The sequence below is a fragment of the Enterobacter sp. A103 genome (assembly GCF_034427535.1).
GTDB classification, from domain to species: domain Bacteria; phylum Pseudomonadota; class Gammaproteobacteria; order Enterobacterales; family Enterobacteriaceae; genus Enterobacter; species Enterobacter asburiae_B.
Genome location: NZ_JAXQPQ010000002.1, coordinates 641,389 through 661,385, shown reverse-complemented (window position 1 = coordinate 661,385; position 19,997 = coordinate 641,389). Strand labels below are relative to the sequence as shown.

Below are 19,997 nucleotides of genomic sequence, written 5' to 3'. Positions count from 1 at the left end.
ATCAAAAAAAAGAAGGATGAAAATGTGCCGAATAATTGGCCTGTTCTTGCTGATTAAAATCAATAAACAGACGACTAAAGAACAGAACAACCGTCTTTTTGCCATGGCCCATACATTTATGTCATGAGGGTCTTGACCGTCAGAAATAGCGCAACATGTCCTAATAATGATAACAAATTGTTAATGTTTTGTGTGGTTTTACATGTCACTGATTCAGAACATTAAATGGGTAAAGTCACACCCCTTGTGGGTTTATTTTGAACGCATCGCCGCCTTTCCTTAAGAATATTCCCGAAAAGAAGCTGAATAATTAGGAATAAAGCCGATGTCGTTAAGCTTTGATTCAACTACTTTATGGTAAACTTTGCCTCGAATACTAAGAATGGTAATTGCATTGTGATTGTACGTAATACATTTTTCTCTATTTTGTTGTTTATTTTTGGGCAGTTAACGTTTTGTTCTGTTGCTCAGGCAGAAGGCAACGCGACGGATAAAGGCTGGTTCTCAACCTTTACGGATAATGTTTCCCAGACATGGACGGCACCTGAACATTATGATCTCTATGTCCCGGCAATAACGTGGCATGCGCGTTTTGCTTATGACAAAGAGAAAACCGATAAATACAACGAGCGTCCGTGGGGCGCGGGTTTTGGCCAGTCGCGCTGGGATGAAAAGGGAAACTGGCATGGCATCTATCTGATGGCCTTCAAAGACTCGTTTAATAAATGGGAGCCGATTGGGGGGTATGGTTGGGAAAAAACCTGGCGCCCGCTAGCGGACGAGAACTTCCACGTCGGTTTGGGCTATACCGCCGGGGTTACTGCACGTGACAACTGGAAATACATTCCAATCCCGGTGCTGCTGCCTTTGGCCTCTATTGGCTATGGCCCCGCAACGTTCCAGATGACCTACATTCCGGGTACGTACAACAACGGTAACGTTTACTTCGCCTGGATGCGTTTTCAGTTTTAACTGACAAAACGTTACATGCTGGTGAAAAAACGCGCAGGCGTTGATTCATAAGCGATAAAAATCTGTCAGTGAAAATTAACGCGACTTTAGTCACTTTTTATCAAAGATCCGCTGGACAAAAGGTCCCACAATTGATGTACTGATAACCGACACAGCATTTGTGTCGTTTTTTAATGTAAAGGTAATTTTGATGTCTAAGATTAAAGGTAACGTTAAGTGGTTTAATGAGTCCAAAGGATTCGGTTTCATTACTCCTGAAGATGGCAGCAAAGACGTGTTCGTACACTTCTCTGCAATCCAGTCTAATGGTTTCAAAACTCTGGCTGAAGGTCAGCGTGTAGAGTTCGAAATCACTAACGGTGCCAAAGGCCCTTCTGCTGCTAACGTAATCGCTCTGTAATTCAGACGCGTCAGCAAGAATTTCAAAACCCGCTCACTGAGCGGGTTTTTTTCGTTTTGAATCAGCCAAGCAGATACATTTTCAGGAAGCTGGCAACGATCAGCACGCTCAACAACACCATTCCTGCGCTCATCAGACTCTGTTTCATTCTGTCACCCTCGTTCAGTATTACATTCAGAGTGACAGAGAAAAATTAAGCCAACATTAACGGTTCGGCTGTTAATGCGCGCTTGCGGAAGAAAATAGCCAAAATGCGATCCCCGTCATCGCAAAGGAGCCGAGCATATTGATCGCCACATTCATCAGCGCCCAGCCGATACGGCCTTCCTGAAAGAGAAAAACCGTCTCCGCAGAAAAGGTTGAGAAGGTGGTCAAACCGCCGCAGAATCCGGTGGTAATCAATACCTTCCACATTGGGTCAATGTGCGTCATTCGGTTAAACCAGGCCAGCCCCATACCAATGATAAAGGCACCAATCAGGTTTGCGGCAAGTGTCCCCATAGGAATCGCCTGATGCAGGGGGTTAAACCGCATACTCAGAAACCATCGCGCAACGCTACCCGTTCCCCCACCAATAAAAACGGCTAAAAGTAGTTGTAACACGCTAAATACCTGCTATTTGATGTGTAAGAGTAGCGAGTTTAACGCCGTTTATGATGAGGGGACAAATATGTATGTAGCGGTAGGGCAGTTTGCCGTCACGCCTGACTGGCATGAGAATGCGAGAACATGCGTCAACCTGATGATGCAGGCCCGGCAGAAAGGCGCGTCGCTGTTGGTTCTCCCCGAGGCGCTGCTGGCCAGAGCAGATAACGACCCGGATTTATCCGTGAAGTCCGCGCAGCCGCTGGACGGCGAATTTTTGCAGCAGCTGCTTGCCCAGAGCACAGGCAATACGATGACGACGATCTTAACGATCCATGTTCCCTCCACGCCGGGTCGAGCAGTCAATACGCTCGTGGCGATTCGTAACGGGACCATCGTCGCACGCTACGCCAAGCTTCATCTCTATGATGCGTTCAGCATCCAGGAGTCGCGACGCGTTGACCCCGGAGACAATATCCCTCCGCTGCTGGAGATTGACGGATTTAAGATCGGGCTGATGACCTGCTATGACCTGCGTTTTCCCGAGCTGGCGCTCCATCTGGCGCTGCAGGGGGCGGACGTACTGGTACTGCCTGCCGCGTGGGTCAAAGGGCAGTTAAAAGAGCATCACTGGGCAACGCTGCTTGCGGCACGCGCGCTGGATACAACCTGCTATGTCGTTGCCGCAGGGGAATGTGGCACGAAAAACATCGGGCAAAGCAGGGTGGTTGATCCGCTGGGGGTGACGATCGCCGCCGCCGCTGAAGCCCCGCATGTGCTGGTGGCGGAGATAAACTCAGAAAGAATTGCGCTTGCGCGTCAGCAATTACCCGTTCTTCGCAATCGTCGGTTTGCGCCACCGCAATTATTGTGATGTTTTTTTCAACAATGCTTGATTCACCTTGTTACAGATTGCTATTGTGTGCACGCGCGAAATGACCGTTAATACAGTCAGGTTTTGGCGCTGAATGCAGCCTGTTTTAAGTAAAGAAGGTATCTATGGGTGAGATTAGTATTACCAAACTGCTGGTGGTTGCCGCACTGGTCGTCCTGCTGTTTGGTACCAAGAAGTTACGCACGCTGGGTGGTGACCTGGGGGCTGCCATCAAAGGCTTTAAGAAAGCGATGAACGATGATGATGCAGCGGCGAAGAAAAGCGCCGAGGATGACGTTCCGGCAGACAAGCTTTCTCACAAAGAGTGACAGCAACGCCTGAGGGCTTGCGAAAAAAAAACCGGCTCATGAGGCCGGTTTTTTTGTATTACTGTAAATGAATATTACAGCATTATTTAACTTCTTCGCCTTTAGCCTGCATATCGGCATGGTATGAGGAGCGAACGAATGGGCCGCAGGCAGCGTGGGTGAAGCCCATCGCCATCGCTTCGGCTTTCATTTCATCGAACTCGTCCGGGCTCACGTAGCGCTGTACCGGCAGGTGGTGACGGCTTGGCTGCAGATACTGTCCGAGGGTAAGCATGGTCACACCGTGGCGGCGAAGATCGCGCATCACCTCGATGATTTCATCATTGGTTTCACCCAGACCCACCATCAGACCAGACTTGGTCGGAATATGCGGATGCGCTTCTTTGAAACGCTCCAGCAGTTTCAGGGACCAGTTATAGTCAGCGCCCGGACGGACCTGACGGTAAAGACGCGGCACGTTCTCCAGGTTGTGGTTAAACACATCTGGCGGCGTCGCGGTCAGGATATCCAGCGCGCGGTCCATACGGCCGCGGAAGTCAGGCACCAGCGTCTCGATTTTGATGTTAGGGCTTTTCTCGCGAATGGCCGTAATACAGTCGGCGAAGTGCTGAGCACCACCATCACGCAGGTCGTCACGGTCAACGGATGTGATAACCACATAACGTAGCGCCATGTCAGCGATGGTCTGCGCCAGTTTCTGGGGTTCGTTAGCATCAGGCGCGACTGGACGGCCATGAGCAACATCGCAGAACGGGCAGCGGCGGGTACAGATAGCACCCAGAATCATAAACGTCGCGGTACCGTGATTGAAACATTCAGCAAGGTTCGGACAAGAGGCTTCTTCACACACGGAGTGAAGGCCATTCTTGCGCATCGCCGCTTTGATCCCCTGGATACGCGAAGAGTCGGCCGGAAGTTTGATTTTCATCCATTCCGGTTTTCTTAACAGCGCCTCGCGCTCTGTAGCCACGTTTTTAACCGGGATAAGGGCCATTTTATCGGCATCGCGGTATTTAACACCGCGTTCCATCACAATGGGTTTACTCATAGCGTGCGTGTTCCAGTTGCGAATATCGAAGGAAAGCGTTTCAATTCAAGGGAATGTCGTATTTATCAACTATTTTTGAACGAACGACAGGCAGTATATCATTGAAACGGTCGTTAAAGCAGCCTGCCAGATCGCCAATTTGTAAAATAGTTGTTGTTTTGTGCCTTTTGCCCTGCGAGTTGCAGGGGCTTGTGCTGGCTAAACCTGTCAGAAGGCCTGACGGATGATGCGGATGACGTTTTCCAGGACTGGATCGCGCAAACTCAGCTTGTTGTAATGCAGTGAAATCTCGATAGATTCCGCATTAAGCTGGCTGAGCGGGATGCTTTCCAGCGGCCAGCATTTTTGTAGCAGGCTGTACAGGCGTGATGGCATAACGCACAGCATATCGCTGCTGCCGATCAGGGATGCGGTGGTAAACATATTGTAACTGCTGAAGCTGATCTGACGTTCCGGGAAAATTTCATCAATACGCTGACGAAGCGCATGATTAGATTGCCCTTCGGTCATGAAAGACGAGTGGTCGTAGTTGCGCAGGTTTTCGATGGTTAACGGCTCGCTAAGAGCAGGATGCTGCTGGCGGCAAACCAGTACCAGGTTATCCGCATAAAGCACATTTTGCCCCAGCGCTCTTGCACTGAAGCTGCCGCTTTCAATAATCAGGTCCGTCTGGAACTGGGCAAGCTGAATGTCAGGTTCATTGAGAGGCACATTGCGAAGCAGGAGCTGCGGAGCATGCTCTTTTACGGCCTGGAAGATCGCTGGCATCACCAGCACCCCGACAGAAGGGGAACAGCCGATGGTGATGGTTCGCTGCTTATCATAGCTCCCGGTTAAATCCAGTGCGCCCAGAATCGACTCCAGCCCCTGGCTGATGTACTCGTGGAGATGCGTGGCATAAGCCGTCGGCGTTACCCCCTGGCCCTTGCGGATAAATAATGGGTCAGGAAATATAGCGCGAAGCTTTTGGATTGACTGGCTTATTGCTGATGGCGTGAGATTAAGAATTTTCGCAGCGTTAACGATACCCTTATGGACATATACCGCCTCAAAAATAGTCAGTAAATTGAGATCAATATTACGTAAAGTCCGAAAAATTTGCGGCTTGTCTTCGCCACCGGGTTCATTCAGTCGTTTGGCTGGTAAATTATTATACTCCACGCTTTCACTCCGTATACATTCACAATATGAATGATAGTTGAATTTATTTATTATGCTTGTAGAGATTCGTAAAGTGTTGGTTTTGTTTCACTTGTTTATCAAGGGCAAACGGTTGTGTGATAATTGCTCACCTTACTTATGCCGTGTTTGCCATGCTTGCTGGAGGCTAAATAATATGTGGCGGTAATATTCGGGCGCTTCGAAAATATAGAATCTGTGGATTATTGTAAAGTGCAAAAGCTGTAAATAAACAGTGGCCCGCCAAATTATCGAGCCATGTTGTATGATGTATTAAGCAGGGATATATTCGTATGGGGGATTGTTAAGTAGCGCTAACATCTGCTTTAAAAGCACGGGACGAATATGTTCTGGCGTAGCGGTTTCAACCCACTGACGCATTTGCGTCATTTCCATGCCGGCGTAGCCGCAGGGGTTAATGCGCTGGAAAGGCGCAAGGTCCATATTAATATTCAAGGCCAGGCCATGGAATGAGCAGCCTTTACGAATACGCAGCCCCAGTGAGCAGATCTTCATTTCCCCAACGTAGACGCCCGGCGCATCGGCGCGTGGATGCGCGTCAATACCATATTCCGCCAGCGTGTTGACGACAGTTTGTTCCAGTAAGGTAACCAGTTCACGCACGCCCAGCTTTTTGCGCTTCAGATTGAGCAGGACGTACATCACCTGCTGACCGGGCCCATGATAAGTGACCTGACCGCCGCGATCGCTCTGAATAACCGGGATATCTCCCGTCATTAACAAATGCTCTGCTTTACCCGCCTGGCCCTGCGTAAATACCGGCAGGTGTTCGACCAGCCAGATCTCATCTGGGGTGCTGTCATCGCGTGAATCGGTGAAGTCATGCATAGCCTGGGAGACAGGCTCATAAGGTTGCAGCCCGAGGTGACGGACCAGAATTTTATCCTGATACAAAACTGCGTCTCCGAAGACGAGGGACAAAAGGTGTGGAGGAGTATATCACAGCGGGGAGAGGGGTTACCCGGCAAACCGGGTAACCGCAAAGGGACTACAGCACCATACGAACAATTTCGATATTGCCGAGCTCTTCGTACAGCGTTTCCACCTGCTCAATATGTGTCGCAGTGATGGTAATAGAAACCGAGTGGTAGTTGCCCTTGCTGCTTGGTTTTACTGACGGAGAGTAGTCACCCGGCGCATGGCGCTGTACCACTTCAACCACCTGATCAACCAGCTCAGGTTTCGCCAGACCCATTACTTTGTAGGTAAATGAGGTTGGGAATTCAAGCAGTTCGTTAAGTTTGGTTTTCATGTCAGCTCCGGCGTAACGTCAAAAAATAATAACTCCCACGTCAGGTGGGAGTTATCAGGATACTTAGTATATGGGGATCAAAATCACACTTTCAAGTGTTCAATTTTTAACCAAACCAGTGGTGGAACATCAATTTAATGTAATCAATGATTTTGCCGAAGAAATTGCCTTCAGGAATTTCTTGCAGAACAACCAGCGGACGCTGATCGATTGTTTTTCCATCCAGCTGGAAGTTGATCGTACCCACAACCTGGTTTTTCTGCAGCGGGGCATGCAGCTCGGTGCTGTTCAGCACGTAGCTGGCTTTCAGATCCTTCATGCGACCGCGTGGAATGGTCAGGTAGAGATCTTTATCAACGCCGAGAGAAGCACGGTCGTTGTCGCCGAACCAGACGGGTTCAGACGCAAACTCTTTCCCTGCTTTCAGTGGGTTCACGGTTTCGAAGAAGCGGAAGCCCCAGGTCAGCAGTTTCTTGCTTTCTGTTTCACGACCTTTAAAGGTGCGGCCGCCCATCACGGCAGAGATCAGACGCATCTGACCTTCAGTGGCAGAGGCCACCAGGTTGTAGCCCGCTTTATCGGTGTGGCCAGTTTTGATGCCGTCAACGTTCAGGCTGTTATCCCACAGCAGGCCGTTACGGTTGGTCTGACGAATACCGTTGAAGGTGAACTCTTTTTCTTTATAGATAGAGTATTCATTCGGTACATCGCGGATCAGCGCCTGACCAATCAGGGCCATGTCACGTGCGGAGCTGTACTGACCGTCTGCGTCCAGTCCGTGTACGGTCTGGAAATGGCTGTTTTTCAGACCCAGCGCGTTAACGTAGCTGTTCATCAGGCCCACGAAGGCATCCTGGCTACCGGCGGCGAAGTCGGCCATCGCCACGCAGGCATCGTTACCAGACTGCAGGTTGATACCGCGAATCAGCTGGGAAACAGGAACCTGCATACCCGGCTTCAGGAACATCAGAGAGGAACCTTTGAAAACAGGGTTCCCGGTCGCCCACGCATCGTTACCGATGGTGACCAGATCCGATTCTTTGAATTTACCTGCCTTCATCGCCTGGCCGATAACGTAGCTGGTCATCATTTTGGTCAGGCTGGCCGGGTCACGGCGGGCATCGGCATTCTGTTCTGCCAGCACTTTGCCAGAGTTGTAATCGATCAGGATGTAGGATTCCGCGTCGATTTGCGGAACGCCAGGGATCATGGTCTTGATATTCAGGTCATCGGCGTGAGCTGCAGAGAGCGCAGCAGCGCAAAGGGCCGTGGTCAGCGCCATGCGCTGCACAAAACGAGCAGAAAAAGTGGTCTTCATGGTCAGAACTACGACATCCGTGATGGAATTAAAAAAAGTGCCTTACTATAGCAAATGCTATTCAGGCAGGCATCCGACTTTAAGCATGAGTTTGTGAATGTGTTTTACACTAACTGACAATTCGGATACCGCCGGTTAATTATTTCGCAACAGCGATAAATGACTGAAGTTGAGCTTCATTCTGCAGACGCTGCTGCAGGGACGCGGCCTGCGATTTGCTGGCAAACGGCCCCATCTGAATGCGCCAGACCGCGCCGTTCTGCTCAACGCGTCCCGGTACGCCAAACTGCTGGCTCAGACGCTGTTGATACTGCCTGGCACGGGCCTGATCGCTCACTGCGCCTACCTGAACCACATAGCTGCCGCTGGCCGCTGCTGGAGCCGCTACCACCGCACTTTGCGTGGCTGCAGGCGCCGTTACGGGAGCCGGCTGGGTTACTGGTGCCGCAACGGGAGCAGGGGCTGGAGTCGGCTCACTGCCTTCCAGCACGCCCGAGGCTAAGGTCGTCGGTGCGCCAAGAAAGCCACTACTCTTTACCGGCGCGCCGGTAGAATCCTCGCTTTGCAGCGTGTCATTGCTGATCGGGCGTATTTCTCCCCCCGGCTGAGCAGGCTCTGCCGGAGACGAGACGCTTCCCATTCCGCCGTCAAGATTTGGGCGGTCAGGAAGGGCATAGGTCTGTTTTGCCACCGTCGTACACGCGGTACCCGGCCCGGAGAGCGAACCATCCTGTGCGACGATAATCGGGTCAATACGGACTTTGGTGTTGTTTGAGGTGTTCAGGCGATCGGCAGACGCGCGCGAGAGGGAAATCACCCGGTCATTCCCGTAAGGACCACGGTCGTTGATACGCACGACGATCATACGGCCATTCGCCAGGTTGGTGATACGAGCGTAGCTCGGGATCGGCAGCGTCGGGTGTGCTGCCGTTAGCTGCATTGGGTCGAACGCTTCCCCGGAAGCCGTCAGGTTACTGCCCGGCTCGGCATCATAAATGGCGGCAAAGCCCGCCTGACTGAAACGGGAAGGATCCTGAACAATTTTATAGCTTTTGCCGTCGCGCTGGTAATCCTGATTGGCACTGGCATTCAGCGGTTCATAAACGGGATCGGCACCGCTGATTTCAACGATCGGGCCATTACACACCGCAGGCTGCGGCGGCGCGACGGTTGCCTGTTGCTGACCATCATCACTTGTGCAGGCCGCAAGTAAACTTGCCACGATGCAGATCCCCAGCCACTGCTTACGCATTCCGAACCCCTTATTTTTATACGCTTTTTGACAACATTTTTCTGTGGGTATGGATCGACATCACGATACCAAACCCGGCCATCAACACGATCAGTGCCGAGCCTCCGTAACTCACCAGCGGCAGCGGTACGCCTACCACCGGCAGAATACCACTCACCATACCAATATTTACGAAGACATAAACGAATAAAATCAGCATCAACCCGCCAGCCATGACGCGACCAAAAGTGGTTTGCGCGCGTGCTGCAATCCACAATCCCCGCATGATCAGCAGTACGTACAGCGCCAGCAATATTAAGATGCCAACCAGCCCCAGCTCTTCCGCCAGTACGGCGAAGATAAAGTCGGTGTGGCGTTCCGGTAAAAATTCCAGCTGCGACTGCGTGCCGTGCAGCCAGCCTTTACCGCGCAGGCCGCCGGAGCCAATCGCAATCTTGGACTGAATAATATGATAGCCCGCGCCCAGCGGATCGGTTTCCGGATCGAGCAGCATCATGACGCGCTGGCGCTGGTAATCATGCATCAGGAAGAACCAGAGGATAGGAATGAACGCTGCAATCAGCACCACCGCGATACCAATCAGGCGCCAGCTCAGTCCCGACAGGAAAAGGACAAACAGGCCGGAAAGGGCGATAAGAATTGAGGTGCCAAGGTCAGGCTGCGCCGCAACCAGCAGCGTCGGCAGGAAAATCAGCACCAGCGCGATGGCGGTGTTTTTCAGCGACGGTGGACAGACGTCGCGGTTGATAAAGCGTGCCACCATCAATGGAACGGCGATTTTGGCAATTTCCGAGGGCTGGAAGCGGACAACGCCCAGATCCAGCCAGCGCTGCGCCCCTTTTGAAATGGCACCAAACGCATCTACCGCAACCAGCAAAATAATACAGAAGATGTAGAGATAGGGCGCCCAGCCTTCGTAGACGCGCGGCGGGATTTGCGCCATCACCACCATGATGATCAGACCCATGGCGATCTGGCCGATTTTGCGCTCCATCATGCCGATGTCCTGGCCGCTGGCGCTCCAGATAACCAGGGCGCTGTACACCAGCAGAGCCAGCAGGATCAGCAGCATGGCTGGGTCGATGTGGATTTTATCCCACAGCGATTTTTTATTTGGATTATCCGTCATGATTATTGGTCCTCCGCCGCAGCGGCGGCCGGGTTTTCAGCCGGCAGTTCGGTGTTGTTATCACCCAGCATAATGTGGTCAAGGATCTGGCGCATGATGGTCCCTACTGCTGGCCCGGCACCGCCGTTCTCCAGAATCATCGCCACCGCGACCTGCGGGTTATCATAAGGGGCAAACGCCGTCATCAGCTTATGGTCACGAAGACGTTCAGCAATGCGGTGCGCGTTATAGGTTTCGTTGGCTTTCAGACCAAACACCTGCGCAGTACCGGATTTCGCGGCCACTTTGTACGGCGTACCGGCGAAGTACTTATGCGCGGTACCGTTCGGGCGGTTTGCCACGCCGTACATACCGTCTTTCGCAATTTCCCAGAAGCCGGAATGGATGTCACCCACCGGGGCCTCGTGCGGCTGGTTCCACGGTACTTTTTTGCCGTCTTCAACCGTGCTCTGTAGCAGATGCGGCACTTTTACCACGCCGTCATTGATGAGGATCATCATGGCCTTGTTCATCTGAAGCGGCGTTGCCGTCCAGTAGCCCTGACCGATACCTACCGGAATGGTGTCACCCTGATACCACGGTTTTTTAAAGCGCTTCAGCTTCCATTCACGCGTTGGCATGTTGCCAGAACGTTCTTCTGAAAGGTCCACGCCGGTGTAATGCCCGTAGCCGAATTTGCTCATCCACTCTGACAGGCGGTCGATACCCATGTCATACGCCACCTGATAGAAGAAGGTATCCGCAGATTCTTCCAGCGATTTGGTGACGTTGAGATGACCGTGGCCCCATTTTTTCCAGTCACGATAGCGCTTATCTGAACCCGGCAGCTGCCACCACCCCGGGTCAAACAGGCTGGTATTACGGTTGATGACGCCGGCACTCAGCGCAGAGACCGCCACGTACGGTTTAACCGTGGATGCCGGCGGGTAAACCCCTTGCGTCGCGCGGTTGACCAGCGGCGTGTTAGGGTCATTCAGCAGACCGGAATAGTCTTTACTGGAAATGCCGTCAACAAAGAGGTTCGGGTCATAGCTAGGCATGGAGACCATTGCCAGGATGCCGCCGGTACGAGGATCGGTGACCACAACGGCTGCACGGCTACCCGCCAGCAGGGTTTCGATATACTGCTGAAGTTTGAGGTCGAGCGTCAGATAGACGTCATGCCCCGCCTGAGGCGGCACTTCTTTTAGCTGACGGATCACGCGGCCGCGGTTGTTAACCTCAACCTCTTCATAGCCGGTTTGCCCGTGCAGAACGTCTTCGTAGTAACGTTCGATCCCCAGCTTACCGATATCGTGAGTAGCAGCGTAGTTGGCCAGCTTGCCGTCTTTATCAAGGCGGTCGACGTCTTTGTCATTAATCTTGGAAACGTAGCCAATCACATGCGTCAGCGCGGAGCCGTAGGGATAGTAGCGACGCTTATATCCCTTCACTTCCACGCCGGGGAAACGGTACTGATTCACCGCAAAGCGGGCCACCTGGACTTCCGTAAGATTGGTTTTAACCGGAATCGAGGTGAAGCGGTGAGAGCGGGCGCGCTCTTTTTTAAACGCCGCGATATCGTCATCGTTAAGGTCTACAACGCTTTTCAGCGCTTCCAGCGTATCCTGAACATTATCGACTTTTTCCGGCATCATCTCGATTTGATAGATGGTGCGGTTCAACGCCAGCGGGGTGCCGTTACGATCGTAAATAATGCCGCGGCTGGGTGCGATAGGCACCAGCTTAATGCGGTTTTCGTTTGAACGCGTCTGGTAGTCGGTAAAGCGGACAATTTGCAGATTATAGAGGTTGGCGATCAGCACGCCGGTAAGCAGCAAAATCCCGGTAAAGGCGACCAGCGCCCGGCGCACAAACAGCGCGGACTCAGCCGTATAGTCGCGAAAAGAATTCTGTAGTTTCATCCGCTGCTTAATCTACCCTGGTCAGTCATTACTCGCGGTGATAGGGGTGGTTGGTAGTAATGCTCCACGCGCGATACAGGCTTTCTGCCACCAGTACCCGAACGAGCGGGTGGGGAAGCGTCAGCGCGGAGAGGGACCAACTTTGTTCAGCCGCTGCTTTGCAGGCAGGGGATAACCCTTCTGGTCCGCCAATCAACAGACTGACGTCACGGCCATCCTGCTTCCAGCGCTCCAGTTCTTGTGCCAGCTGCGGCGTATCCCAGGGTTTACCTGGAATATCGAGGGTGACGATGCGGTTTTTGCCAGCGGCAGCCAGCATCAGTTCGCCCTCTTTATCGAGAATACGTTTGATATCAGCGTTCTTGCCGCGCTTCCCGGCGGGAATTTCCACCAGCTCGAACGGCATGTCTTTTGGAAAACGACGCAGATATTCAGTAAAACCGGTTTGTACCCAGTCCGGCATTTTGGTGCCGACGGCGACCAGCTGTAACTTCACGCATTAACCCCAGAGTTTTTCCAGCTCATACAGGCGACGGCTCTCGTCCTGCATGACGTGGACAATCACATCGCCGAGGTCGACTACCACCCAGTCAGCCGTCGCTTCACCTTCAACACCCAGCGGCAACAGCCCTGCTGCACGCGATTCCTGAACCACGTGATCGGCAATTGAAACAACATGACGCGTCGATGTACCGGTGCAGATGATCATGCAGTCGGTAATACTGGATTTACCCTTAACGTCGATAGCGATGATGTCCTGACCTTTCAGGTCATCAATTTTGTCAATAACAAAATCCTGGAGTGCTTTACCCTGCAAGTTTTCCCCCTGGGGTGAATGAGATTGTAAAACTTTGAATTCGTAGCCAGACAGTATACCTGAACTCACGCCTGCGTCGGGACAAATGTCTCCGGCCGGGCTTTTGAAGGCGGGTATCATCCCACCCTCCGCCTGAGATTGCATTGCCATTTTTGTAAAACAATTTCTGTAAAGCAATGATCGGCGGGAAAGTCTGGCAGCGGAGAATAACAGTATGGCTTACCCTGTCAAGGCGGGATAAACAATAAGCCGCTTTTTATGCTCTCCGGCTATTCATCTGCGCTTTTCTGATACAAACCGTGCGCATGGATATAGGCCAGCACCGGGGTCGGCAGCAGATCGTCACACGCTAAACCCTGCTGTAAACGCTCGCGAATGAGGGTTGCAGAGATATCAAACCACGGCGTTTCCGCCAGATAGATCTTCCCGGCAGGCTGGTTGTGAAGATCTTCAACATTATCGGTGAGGTGGTCTTCCAGCCACTGCTGGTACTGCTCTTCGCGCATGGTCAGCGGATAGCCGGGACGGCGGCAGACGAGCAGATGGCTGTTCTCCAGGATGGTTTCATACTGATGCCACGTAGGGAAATTCAGCAGAGAATCCTGGCCGATGATAAAGGCAAGCGGCTGGTCTGGCCCTTGTTCGGCGCGCCACTCCTGAAGCGTCTGAGACGTCCAGGAGGGCGTGTCGCGACGCAGCTCACGCTCGTCAAGTCGGAATAGCGGTTTATCTGCGATGGCAAGGGCAAGCATCTCTTTTCGCTGCTCGCTGGTCGCCTCGGGTTGTGGACGATGGGGCGGGACATTGTTGGGCATGATGGTGACGCGCTGAAGGCCGATCAGATTTGCCAGAATTTCAACCGGCTTCAGATGCCCGTAATGTACCGGGTCGAAGGTGCCGCCATATAAGGCCTGTAAAGAATGCATGCTATCCATCAATAAAAACGTCTGCCAGCGCCTTGTGGCAGAGCAGGAGAGAAAGACTTTCCAGCTCCGCCCAGACCGACTGGCCATAATCTTGTTTTAACGTGAGCTCAGCGCGCATCAGAAGCTGCACTGCCTGACGAAGCTGTTCATGACTCAGGCGGTTGACGGCTTCGGTGATCAAAGCCCGGCGATTTTGCCACACGCGGTGTTTATCAAACAGCGAACGCAGCGGCGTATGGGCAGACTGACGCTTGAGCGTAATCAGCAGCAGCAACTCGCGCTGCAGCGTACGCAGCAGAATAACCGGTTCGCTCCCTTCGAGACGCAGCTGTTGCAGAATATGCATGGCGCGTTTGCTTTTCGCCGACAGCAGCGCGTCCACCCAGTGGAACGGCGTGAAGTGCGCCGCGTCGTTAACGGCCTGCTCGACGCGCGGCAAGGTCAGCTTGCCATCCGGCCAGAGCAGGGAGAGTCTGTCCAGCGCCTGCGCCAGGGCCAGCAGGTTACCTTCATAGCAGTAGCAGAGCAGTTGGTTCGCCGCATCATCCAGCTGAAGGTTGTTCTGCTTCGCTCTCGCTGCCACCCATTTGGGCAGATGCGCCTGTTCAGGCGTCTGACAGGTGACCTGCACCGCGTGGGCTGCGAGTTGGGTGAACCACGCCGCATTTTCCTGCGCTTTGGTGAGCTTGTTGCCGCGCACAATCAGTAGCAGATCGCTGTGAAGCAGGCTGACCAGCGTGGCCAGCTGTTCATTGATGGCCGCGTTAGGGCCGTTCTCCGGCAGCAGGATCTGAATTGTCTGGCGCGACGCAAAAAGGCTCATCGCCTGACAGAGTGAGAAGAGGGCATTCCAGTCGGTGTTGTTATCCAGCTGGACGGTGTGGTGTTCATCGAAGCCCTGAGAGGCGGCTTCATGCCGCACGGCATCCAGGCTTTCCTGAAGCAATAACGGATCGTTTCCAAGAAGCAGATACGCCGCGCGCAGCCCTTCTTTGAGCTGCGCGCGGAGTTGTTCAGGATACAGCCTGATCATCATTTACCCAGAGAGTTAGCAGCAGGAAGCGTGCCAGCAACCGGTTTTTCAACAATGTCAGAGCCTTGTCGGGTAGACGCTGCAATACCTGGCAGTTTACGGATCAGCTGTTCCGCCGCCTTGTCGTACATTTCGTTGATGATAATCTGCTGTTCGGCATCTTTTGCCAACGCCGTCTGCGGGTTATCGAAGAACGAACGGAACACTTTCGTGCTGATCGGATAGATGTCTTTACCCGGGATCAGGACCGCTGCGTTGACCGTCAGCACCATCTGATATTCAGCTGTACGACCGTCCTGGAAGATTGAGGCCGTATCTCTCGACAGACCTCCTCCGATGATACGCAGAGACGGTACATCCTGGCGCAGCGTTTGTTTCTCAACAAGCTCAACGCCGTTCAGACGCAGCTGATTACGAACTGCCCGGCTGAGTGGACCATTCGGATCCGATGAGTCGAAAATCATCGTTTTCATCTCAGCAGGCACCGCCGTGGTATTGCGCAGGTGCCAGCCACAGCCAGCGGTAACAAGCACCGCCAGTGATAAGAGTATTGTTGCCAGTTGTCGCACGTTTCCTCCCGCGCTTAGCCAACGACCAGATTGAGCAGTTTACCCGGTACGTAGATCACTTTACGTACGGTAACGCCCTCAAGATATTTTGCGACCAGAGGTTCCTGGCCCGCGCGCTCGCGAACCTGTTCTTCGGTTGCATCGACCGCCACGGTAATTTTACCGCGGACTTTGCCGTTTACCTGGACCACAACCAGCGTCGTGTTTTCCACCATCGCGGCTTCGTCAGCCTGCGGCCACGGCGCGTTGTCAATATCGCCTTCGCCTTTCAGCTCCTGCCACAGGGTGAAGCTGACGTGCGGAGTGAACGGGTTCAGCATGCGAACGACGGCCAGCAGCGCTTCACGCATTAAGGCACGATCCTGCTCGCCGTCCTGCGGAGCCTTCGCCAGCTTGTTCATCAGTTCCATAATAGCCGCAATTGCGGTATTGAAGGTCTGACGACGACCAATATCATCGGTCACTTTCGCAATCGTTTTATGAACATCGCGACGCAGCGCCTGCTGATCTTCAGTCAGTGCGGCGGCGTTCAGCGCCGGGGCATCGCCCAGTGCAGTGTGTTCGTAAACCAGTTTCCAGACGCGTTTCAGGAAGCGGTTCGCCCCTTCCACGCCGGACTCCTGCCATTCCAGGGTCATGTCGGCCGGAGAGGCAAACATCATGAACAGACGCACGGTGTCCGCACCGTAACGCTCAACCATTACCTGCGGATCGATGCCGTTGTTTTTCGACTTAGACATCTTGCTCATGCCGGTATAGACCAGTTCATGACCTTCGGCGTCTTTCGCCTTAACGATACGGCCTTTCTCGTCGCGCTCGACGATCGCATCAACCGGAGAAACCCAGTTACGCTCGCCGTTGGCACCGACGTAATAGAACGCATCTGCCAGTACCATGCCCTGACACAGCAGCTGTTTTGCTGGTTCGTCAGAGTTCACCATGCCTGCATCGCGCATCAGTTTGTGGAAGAAGCGGAAGTAGAGCAGGTGCATGATGGCGTGTTCGATGCCGCCGATATAGATATCAACCGGCAGCCAGTAGTTTGCCGCATCGGAATCGAGCATACCGTCCTGATACTGCGGGCAGGTGTAGCGCGCATAGTACCAGGATGACTCCATAAAGGTGTCAAAGGTGTCGGTTTCACGCAGCGCAGGCTGACCGTTGACGGTGGTTTTTGCCCACTCAGGATCGGCTTTGATCGGGCTGGTGATACCGTCCATGACCACGTCTTCCGGCAGGATCACCGGGAGCTGATCTTCCGGCGTTGGCATCACGGTGCCATCTTCCAGCGTCACCATTGGGATTGGCGCGCCCCAGTAACGCTGACGGGACACGCCCCAGTCGCGCAGACGGAAGTTAACTTTACGCTCGCCTACGCCCAGAGAGGCCAGCTTATCGGCGATGGCGTTGAAGCCCTCTTCGAAGCTCAGGCCGCTGAATTCACCGGAGTTGAACAGGGTGCCTTTTTCGGTCAGCGCTTGTTCGGACAGGTCGGGTTCAGAACCATCGGCGGCCAGAATAACGGCTTTAATCGGCAGGCTGTATTTGGTGGCAAACTCGTAGTCGCGCTGATCGTGGCCCGGAACGGCCATTACCGCGCCTGTACCGTACTCCATCAGCACGAAGTTCGCTGCCCAGACAGGGATCGCTTCGCCAGTCAGTGGATGCTTCGCATAGAAGCCTGTCGCGACGCCTTTTTTCTCCATCGTCGCCATGTCGGCTTCGGCCACTTTGGTGTTGCGGCACTCGTCGATGAAGGTGGCCAGCTCCGGGTTGTTCTCTGCCGCTTTCTGCGCCAGCGGGTGACCTGCGGCTACGGCCAGGTAGGTCGCGCCCATGAAGGTGTCCGGGCGGGTGGTGTAGACAGTCAGGGTCTGGTCATAGTTCTCAACGTTGAAGGTAATCTCCACGCCTTCAGAACGGCCGATCCAGTTGCGCTGCATGGTCTTAACGGTATCTGGCCAGTGGTCGAGGTTATCCAGATCGTTCAGCAGCTCATCAGCGTAAGCGGTGATTTTGATAAACCACTGTGGGATCTCTTTACGCTCAACTTTGGTGTCACAGCGCCAGCAGCAGCCGTCGATAACCTGTTCGTTCGCGAGAACGGTCTGGTCGTTCGGACACCAGTTAACGGCAGAGGTCTTCTTATATACCAGGCCTTTTTTGTACAGCTCGGTGAAGAACTTCTGCTCCCAGCGATAGTATTCCGGAGTACAGGTTGCCAGCTCGCGGCTCCAGTCATAGCCAAAGCCCAGCATTTTGAGCTGGTTTTTCATGTACGCGATGTTGTCGTACGTCCACGGTGCCGGTGCGGTGTTGTTTTTGACCGCCGCGCCTTCCGCAGGCAGACCGAACGCATCCCAGCCGATAGGCTGCAGAACGTTTTTGCCCAGCATGCGCTGGTAGCGTGCAATCACATCGCCGATGGTGTAGTTACGCACATGGCCCATGTGTAGTCGACCAGAAGGATAGGGAAGCATCGACAGGCAGTAATACTTCTCTTTGCTCTCGTCTTCGGTTACTTCAAAGGTGCGCTTCTCGTCCCAGTGTTGCTGGACTTTTGATTCTATCTCTTCCGGGCGGTATTGCTCTTGCATGGCAGCCAGTGGTCCTGTTTTCAATACAGCTACAAATGTAGCCAATGGATGTGGTAATTCAGATCCGCATAGCATAGCCCAAACGCCCGCGTCAAAACAGCCTTTCGCACAAATGCGCTTTGCAGGAATTTACCGGGTCTGTGCTTCACCTGACAAAGCGGCGATGAAATAAGGTCTATTATTAGAAATAGTTACTTACCCGGGAGGCAAAATGATGAACAAGGTTGCTCAATTTTACCGCGAACTGGTGGCGACACTGACGGAACGGCTGCGTAACGGCGAGCGAGATATCGACGCGCTGGTGGAGCAGGCGCGTGCCCGCGTGACGCAAACGGGTGAGTTAACGCGAACCGAAGTGGAAGAGGTGACGCGCGCCGTGCGTCGCGATCTGGAAGAGTTCGCGCGCAGCTACCAGGAGAGCCAGGAGGAGGTCACGGACAGCGTTTTTATGCGGGTGATTAAAGAGAGCCTGTGGCAAGAGCTGGCCGACATCACGGATAAAACGCAGCTGGAGTGGCGCGAGGTCTTTCAGGATTTGAACCATCACGGTGTGTATCACAGTGGTGAGGTGGTCGGCTTGGGAAATCTGGTATGTGAGAATTGCCACCATCATATTGCGGTATATACGCCGGATGTCCTGCCGCTGTGTCCGAAATGCGGCCACGATCAGTTCCAGCGTCGGCCGTTTGAGCCATAAAAAAAGCAAAACTCTCTGCTCCCTCTCCCCGTGGGAGAGGGCGGGGGTGAGGGCATCAGGCCGCAGAATAGTAAGCCAGTCTCTCCGCCAGCAAATCCACAAACGCCTCGCGGTCGATGTCCACCATCACCGTGGTATTCGGTTTATTCCCCGTCAGCGAGTAGTAATCCACCACCGTCATTCCCTGGGTGTATTTTCCCTGCGTCTCAACACCAACCCATCTGTCCACCGTAGTGAACATCTCCGGCTTCAGTAGCCAGGCAATGGTGCACGGGTCATGCAGCGGCGCGCCGTGGAAGCCCCATTTCTCTGCTTTGTGATACTCCATAAAGAAGTCGAGCAGCTCGGCCACGGTTGTCGCGACCGTATTACCCACGGAGCGGAATCGCTCAATATCGTCCGCCATAATCTGCGCGCGGTGGGTAACGTCCAGCCCCGCCATTACAATTGGTAAGCCGGACTGGAAGACGATTTCCGCGGCTTCCGGGTCGACAAAGATGTTGAACTCCGCCGCAGGCGTCCAGTTCCCCAGCCCCATGGCCCCGCCCATAATCACAATTCGGGCAATTTTATTATGCAGCTCAGGATGGCTGTTCAGCAGCAGCGCAACGTTGGTTTGCGGTCCGGTTGCCACCAGCGTTACCGGTTCTGCACTCTCACGTAGAACCTTCGCCATCAGCTCCACGGCGGTACAGTTTTGCGGCGTGAAACCCGGCTCCGGCAGTGCCGGACCGTCCAGCCCGCTTTCACCATGAACGTTGTCGGCAATAATCAGCTCGCGCATCAGCGGCTTCACGGCCCCGCCGGCGACAGGAATGTCGGTGCGTTTGAGCAGCGTGAGCATGCGCAGCACGTTGCGCAGGGTTTTGTCCGGCGTCTGGTTTCCGGCGGACGAGGTGACGGCTTTTACCTCGAGTTCAGGGGAGGCAAGAGCGAGGACGAGCGCGATCGCGTCGTCATGACCCGGATCGCAATCGAGAATAATAGGCTGTGCCATAGCGTTCTCCATACGTAGCGTTATTTTGTGACAAGGTTAACGCTGCAATGTGACGCCGACGAGAGGAACTGAGTGAAAGCGTGAAGCAGTGCGCAATC

Annotated in this window: 21 protein-coding genes; 5 read left to right on the top strand and 16 right to left on the bottom strand. The window is 53.6% G+C overall.

The annotated features are described in order from the left end of the window. The first annotated feature begins 354 nt into the window (after positions 1-354). Together pagP and cspE are read left to right on the top strand one after the other, a co-directional pair. A complete protein-coding gene (gene pagP / locus SPH27_RS08765; protein WP_045142917.1) occupies positions 355-972 on the top strand; it encodes a lipid IV(A) palmitoyltransferase PagP in 618 nt (205 codons plus the stop codon). A 190-nt stretch (positions 973-1,162) separates the two neighbouring features. After that, positions 1,163-1,372: a transcription antiterminator/RNA stability regulator CspE gene (cspE, locus tag SPH27_RS08760; RefSeq protein WP_002439184.1), complete on the top strand. Its 210-nt coding sequence runs from the start codon at positions 1,163-1,165 to the stop codon at positions 1,370-1,372. A 219-nt stretch (positions 1,373-1,591) separates the two neighbouring features. Here the strand turns inward: cspE and crcB are convergent, their stop codons facing one another. Continuing rightward, the gene (crcB, locus tag SPH27_RS08755) at positions 1,592-1,975 is read right to left on the bottom strand and encodes a fluoride efflux transporter CrcB (protein ID WP_033144922.1); all 384 of its coding nucleotides are present in this window, start codon (positions 1,973-1,975) and stop codon (positions 1,592-1,594) included. Positions 1,976-2,042: 67 nt separating this feature from the next. Here crcB and SPH27_RS08750 point away from each other — a divergent pair, with 67 nt between their 5' ends. Beyond that, on the top strand, positions 2,043-2,831 hold the full coding sequence (locus tag SPH27_RS08750) for a deaminated glutathione amidase (protein WP_182072419.1): 789 nt from the start codon (positions 2,043-2,045) through the stop codon (positions 2,829-2,831). Positions 2,832-2,956: 125 nt separating this feature from the next. Then, the gene (gene tatE / locus SPH27_RS08745) at positions 2,957-3,160 is read left to right on the top strand and encodes a twin-arginine translocase subunit TatE (RefSeq protein ID WP_023310742.1); all 204 of its coding nucleotides are present in this window, start codon (positions 2,957-2,959) and stop codon (positions 3,158-3,160) included. Positions 3,161-3,242: 82 nt separating this feature from the next. Here tatE and lipA read toward each other — a convergent pair whose 3' ends face one another. The 14 genes from lipA to leuS all read right to left on the bottom strand — a co-directional run bounded on the left by lipA (position 3,243) and on the right by leuS (position 18,205). Continuing rightward, positions 3,243-4,208 (bottom strand): lipoyl synthase, encoded by a 966-nt coding sequence (lipA, locus tag SPH27_RS08740; RefSeq protein ID WP_013097595.1) that lies wholly within the window; start codon positions 4,206-4,208, stop codon positions 3,243-3,245. Positions 4,209-4,415: 207 nt separating this feature from the next. Continuing rightward, positions 4,416-5,369, bottom strand: coding sequence for a YbeF family transcriptional regulator (locus SPH27_RS08735; protein ID WP_032665064.1), 954 nt, complete (start codon positions 5,367-5,369; stop codon positions 4,416-4,418). A 291-nt stretch (positions 5,370-5,660) separates the two neighbouring features. Continuing rightward, the gene (gene lipB, locus SPH27_RS08730; RefSeq protein WP_182072421.1) at positions 5,661-6,302 is read right to left on the bottom strand and encodes a lipoyl(octanoyl) transferase LipB; all 642 of its coding nucleotides are present in this window, start codon (positions 6,300-6,302) and stop codon (positions 5,661-5,663) included. Between the two features lie 94 nt (positions 6,303-6,396). Next, positions 6,397-6,660, bottom strand: coding sequence for a DUF493 family protein YbeD (ybeD, locus tag SPH27_RS08725; protein WP_006177135.1), 264 nt, complete (start codon positions 6,658-6,660; stop codon positions 6,397-6,399). 106 nt (positions 6,661-6,766) lie between these two features. Next, positions 6,767-7,978 carry a D-alanyl-D-alanine carboxypeptidase DacA gene (dacA, locus tag SPH27_RS08720; protein ID WP_032638844.1) on the bottom strand — a complete coding sequence of 404 codons (1,212 nt, stop codon included), beginning with the start codon at positions 7,976-7,978 and terminating at the stop codon, positions 6,767-6,769. A gap of 139 nt (positions 7,979-8,117) precedes the next feature. Further along, entirely contained in the window at positions 8,118-9,230 is a 1,113-nt protein-coding gene (gene rlpA, locus SPH27_RS08715) for an endolytic peptidoglycan transglycosylase RlpA (protein WP_182072423.1), read from the bottom strand. Positions 9,231-9,246: 16 nt separating this feature from the next. Next, positions 9,247-10,359: a peptidoglycan glycosyltransferase MrdB gene (mrdB, locus tag SPH27_RS08710; protein ID WP_023310746.1), complete on the bottom strand. Its 1,113-nt coding sequence runs from the start codon at positions 10,357-10,359 to the stop codon at positions 9,247-9,249. Positions 10,360-10,361: 2 nt separating this feature from the next. Next, a complete protein-coding gene (gene mrdA, locus SPH27_RS08705; RefSeq protein WP_032638848.1) occupies positions 10,362-12,263 on the bottom strand; it encodes a peptidoglycan DD-transpeptidase MrdA in 1,902 nt (633 codons plus the stop codon). Between the two features lie 28 nt (positions 12,264-12,291). Next, entirely contained in the window at positions 12,292-12,759 is a 468-nt protein-coding gene (rlmH, locus tag SPH27_RS08700; RefSeq protein ID WP_023310748.1) for a 23S rRNA (pseudouridine(1915)-N(3))-methyltransferase RlmH, read from the bottom strand. 3 nt (positions 12,760-12,762) lie between these two features. Continuing rightward, on the bottom strand, positions 12,763-13,080 hold the full coding sequence (gene rsfS, locus SPH27_RS08695; protein WP_023334893.1) for a ribosome silencing factor: 318 nt from the start codon (positions 13,078-13,080) through the stop codon (positions 12,763-12,765). A 269-nt stretch (positions 13,081-13,349) separates the two neighbouring features. Further along, complete coding sequence (nadD, locus tag SPH27_RS08690; RefSeq protein WP_029740134.1) at positions 13,350-14,015, bottom strand: nicotinate-nucleotide adenylyltransferase; 666 nt, start codon at positions 14,013-14,015, stop codon at positions 13,350-13,352. Continuing rightward, positions 14,008-15,039 carry a DNA polymerase III subunit delta gene (holA, locus tag SPH27_RS08685; RefSeq protein ID WP_182072433.1) on the bottom strand — a complete coding sequence of 344 codons (1,032 nt, stop codon included), beginning with the start codon at positions 15,037-15,039 and terminating at the stop codon, positions 14,008-14,010. Before holA ends, nadD begins: the two co-directional genes overlap by 8 nt. Further along, positions 15,039-15,608 carry an LPS assembly lipoprotein LptE gene (gene lptE, locus SPH27_RS08680; protein ID WP_039261260.1) on the bottom strand — a complete coding sequence of 190 codons (570 nt, stop codon included), beginning with the start codon at positions 15,606-15,608 and terminating at the stop codon, positions 15,039-15,041. Before lptE ends, holA begins: the two co-directional genes overlap by 1 nt. Before the next feature lie 14 nt (positions 15,609-15,622). Further along, on the bottom strand, positions 15,623-18,205 hold the full coding sequence (leuS, locus tag SPH27_RS08675) for a leucine--tRNA ligase (RefSeq protein ID WP_033144930.1): 2,583 nt from the start codon (positions 18,203-18,205) through the stop codon (positions 15,623-15,625). Between the two features lie 214 nt (positions 18,206-18,419). On the opposite strand from leuS, the gene SPH27_RS08670 reads away from it, so the two are divergent. After that, complete coding sequence (locus SPH27_RS08670) at positions 18,420-18,902, top strand: zinc ribbon-containing protein (protein WP_032661386.1); 483 nt, start codon at positions 18,420-18,422, stop codon at positions 18,900-18,902. Positions 18,903-18,957: 55 nt separating this feature from the next. Here SPH27_RS08670 and rihA read toward each other — a convergent pair whose 3' ends face one another. Continuing rightward, positions 18,958-19,899 (bottom strand): pyrimidine-specific ribonucleoside hydrolase RihA, encoded by a 942-nt coding sequence (gene rihA, locus SPH27_RS08665; protein ID WP_045887719.1) that lies wholly within the window; start codon positions 19,897-19,899, stop codon positions 18,958-18,960. Positions 19,900-19,997 lie beyond the last annotated feature (98 nt).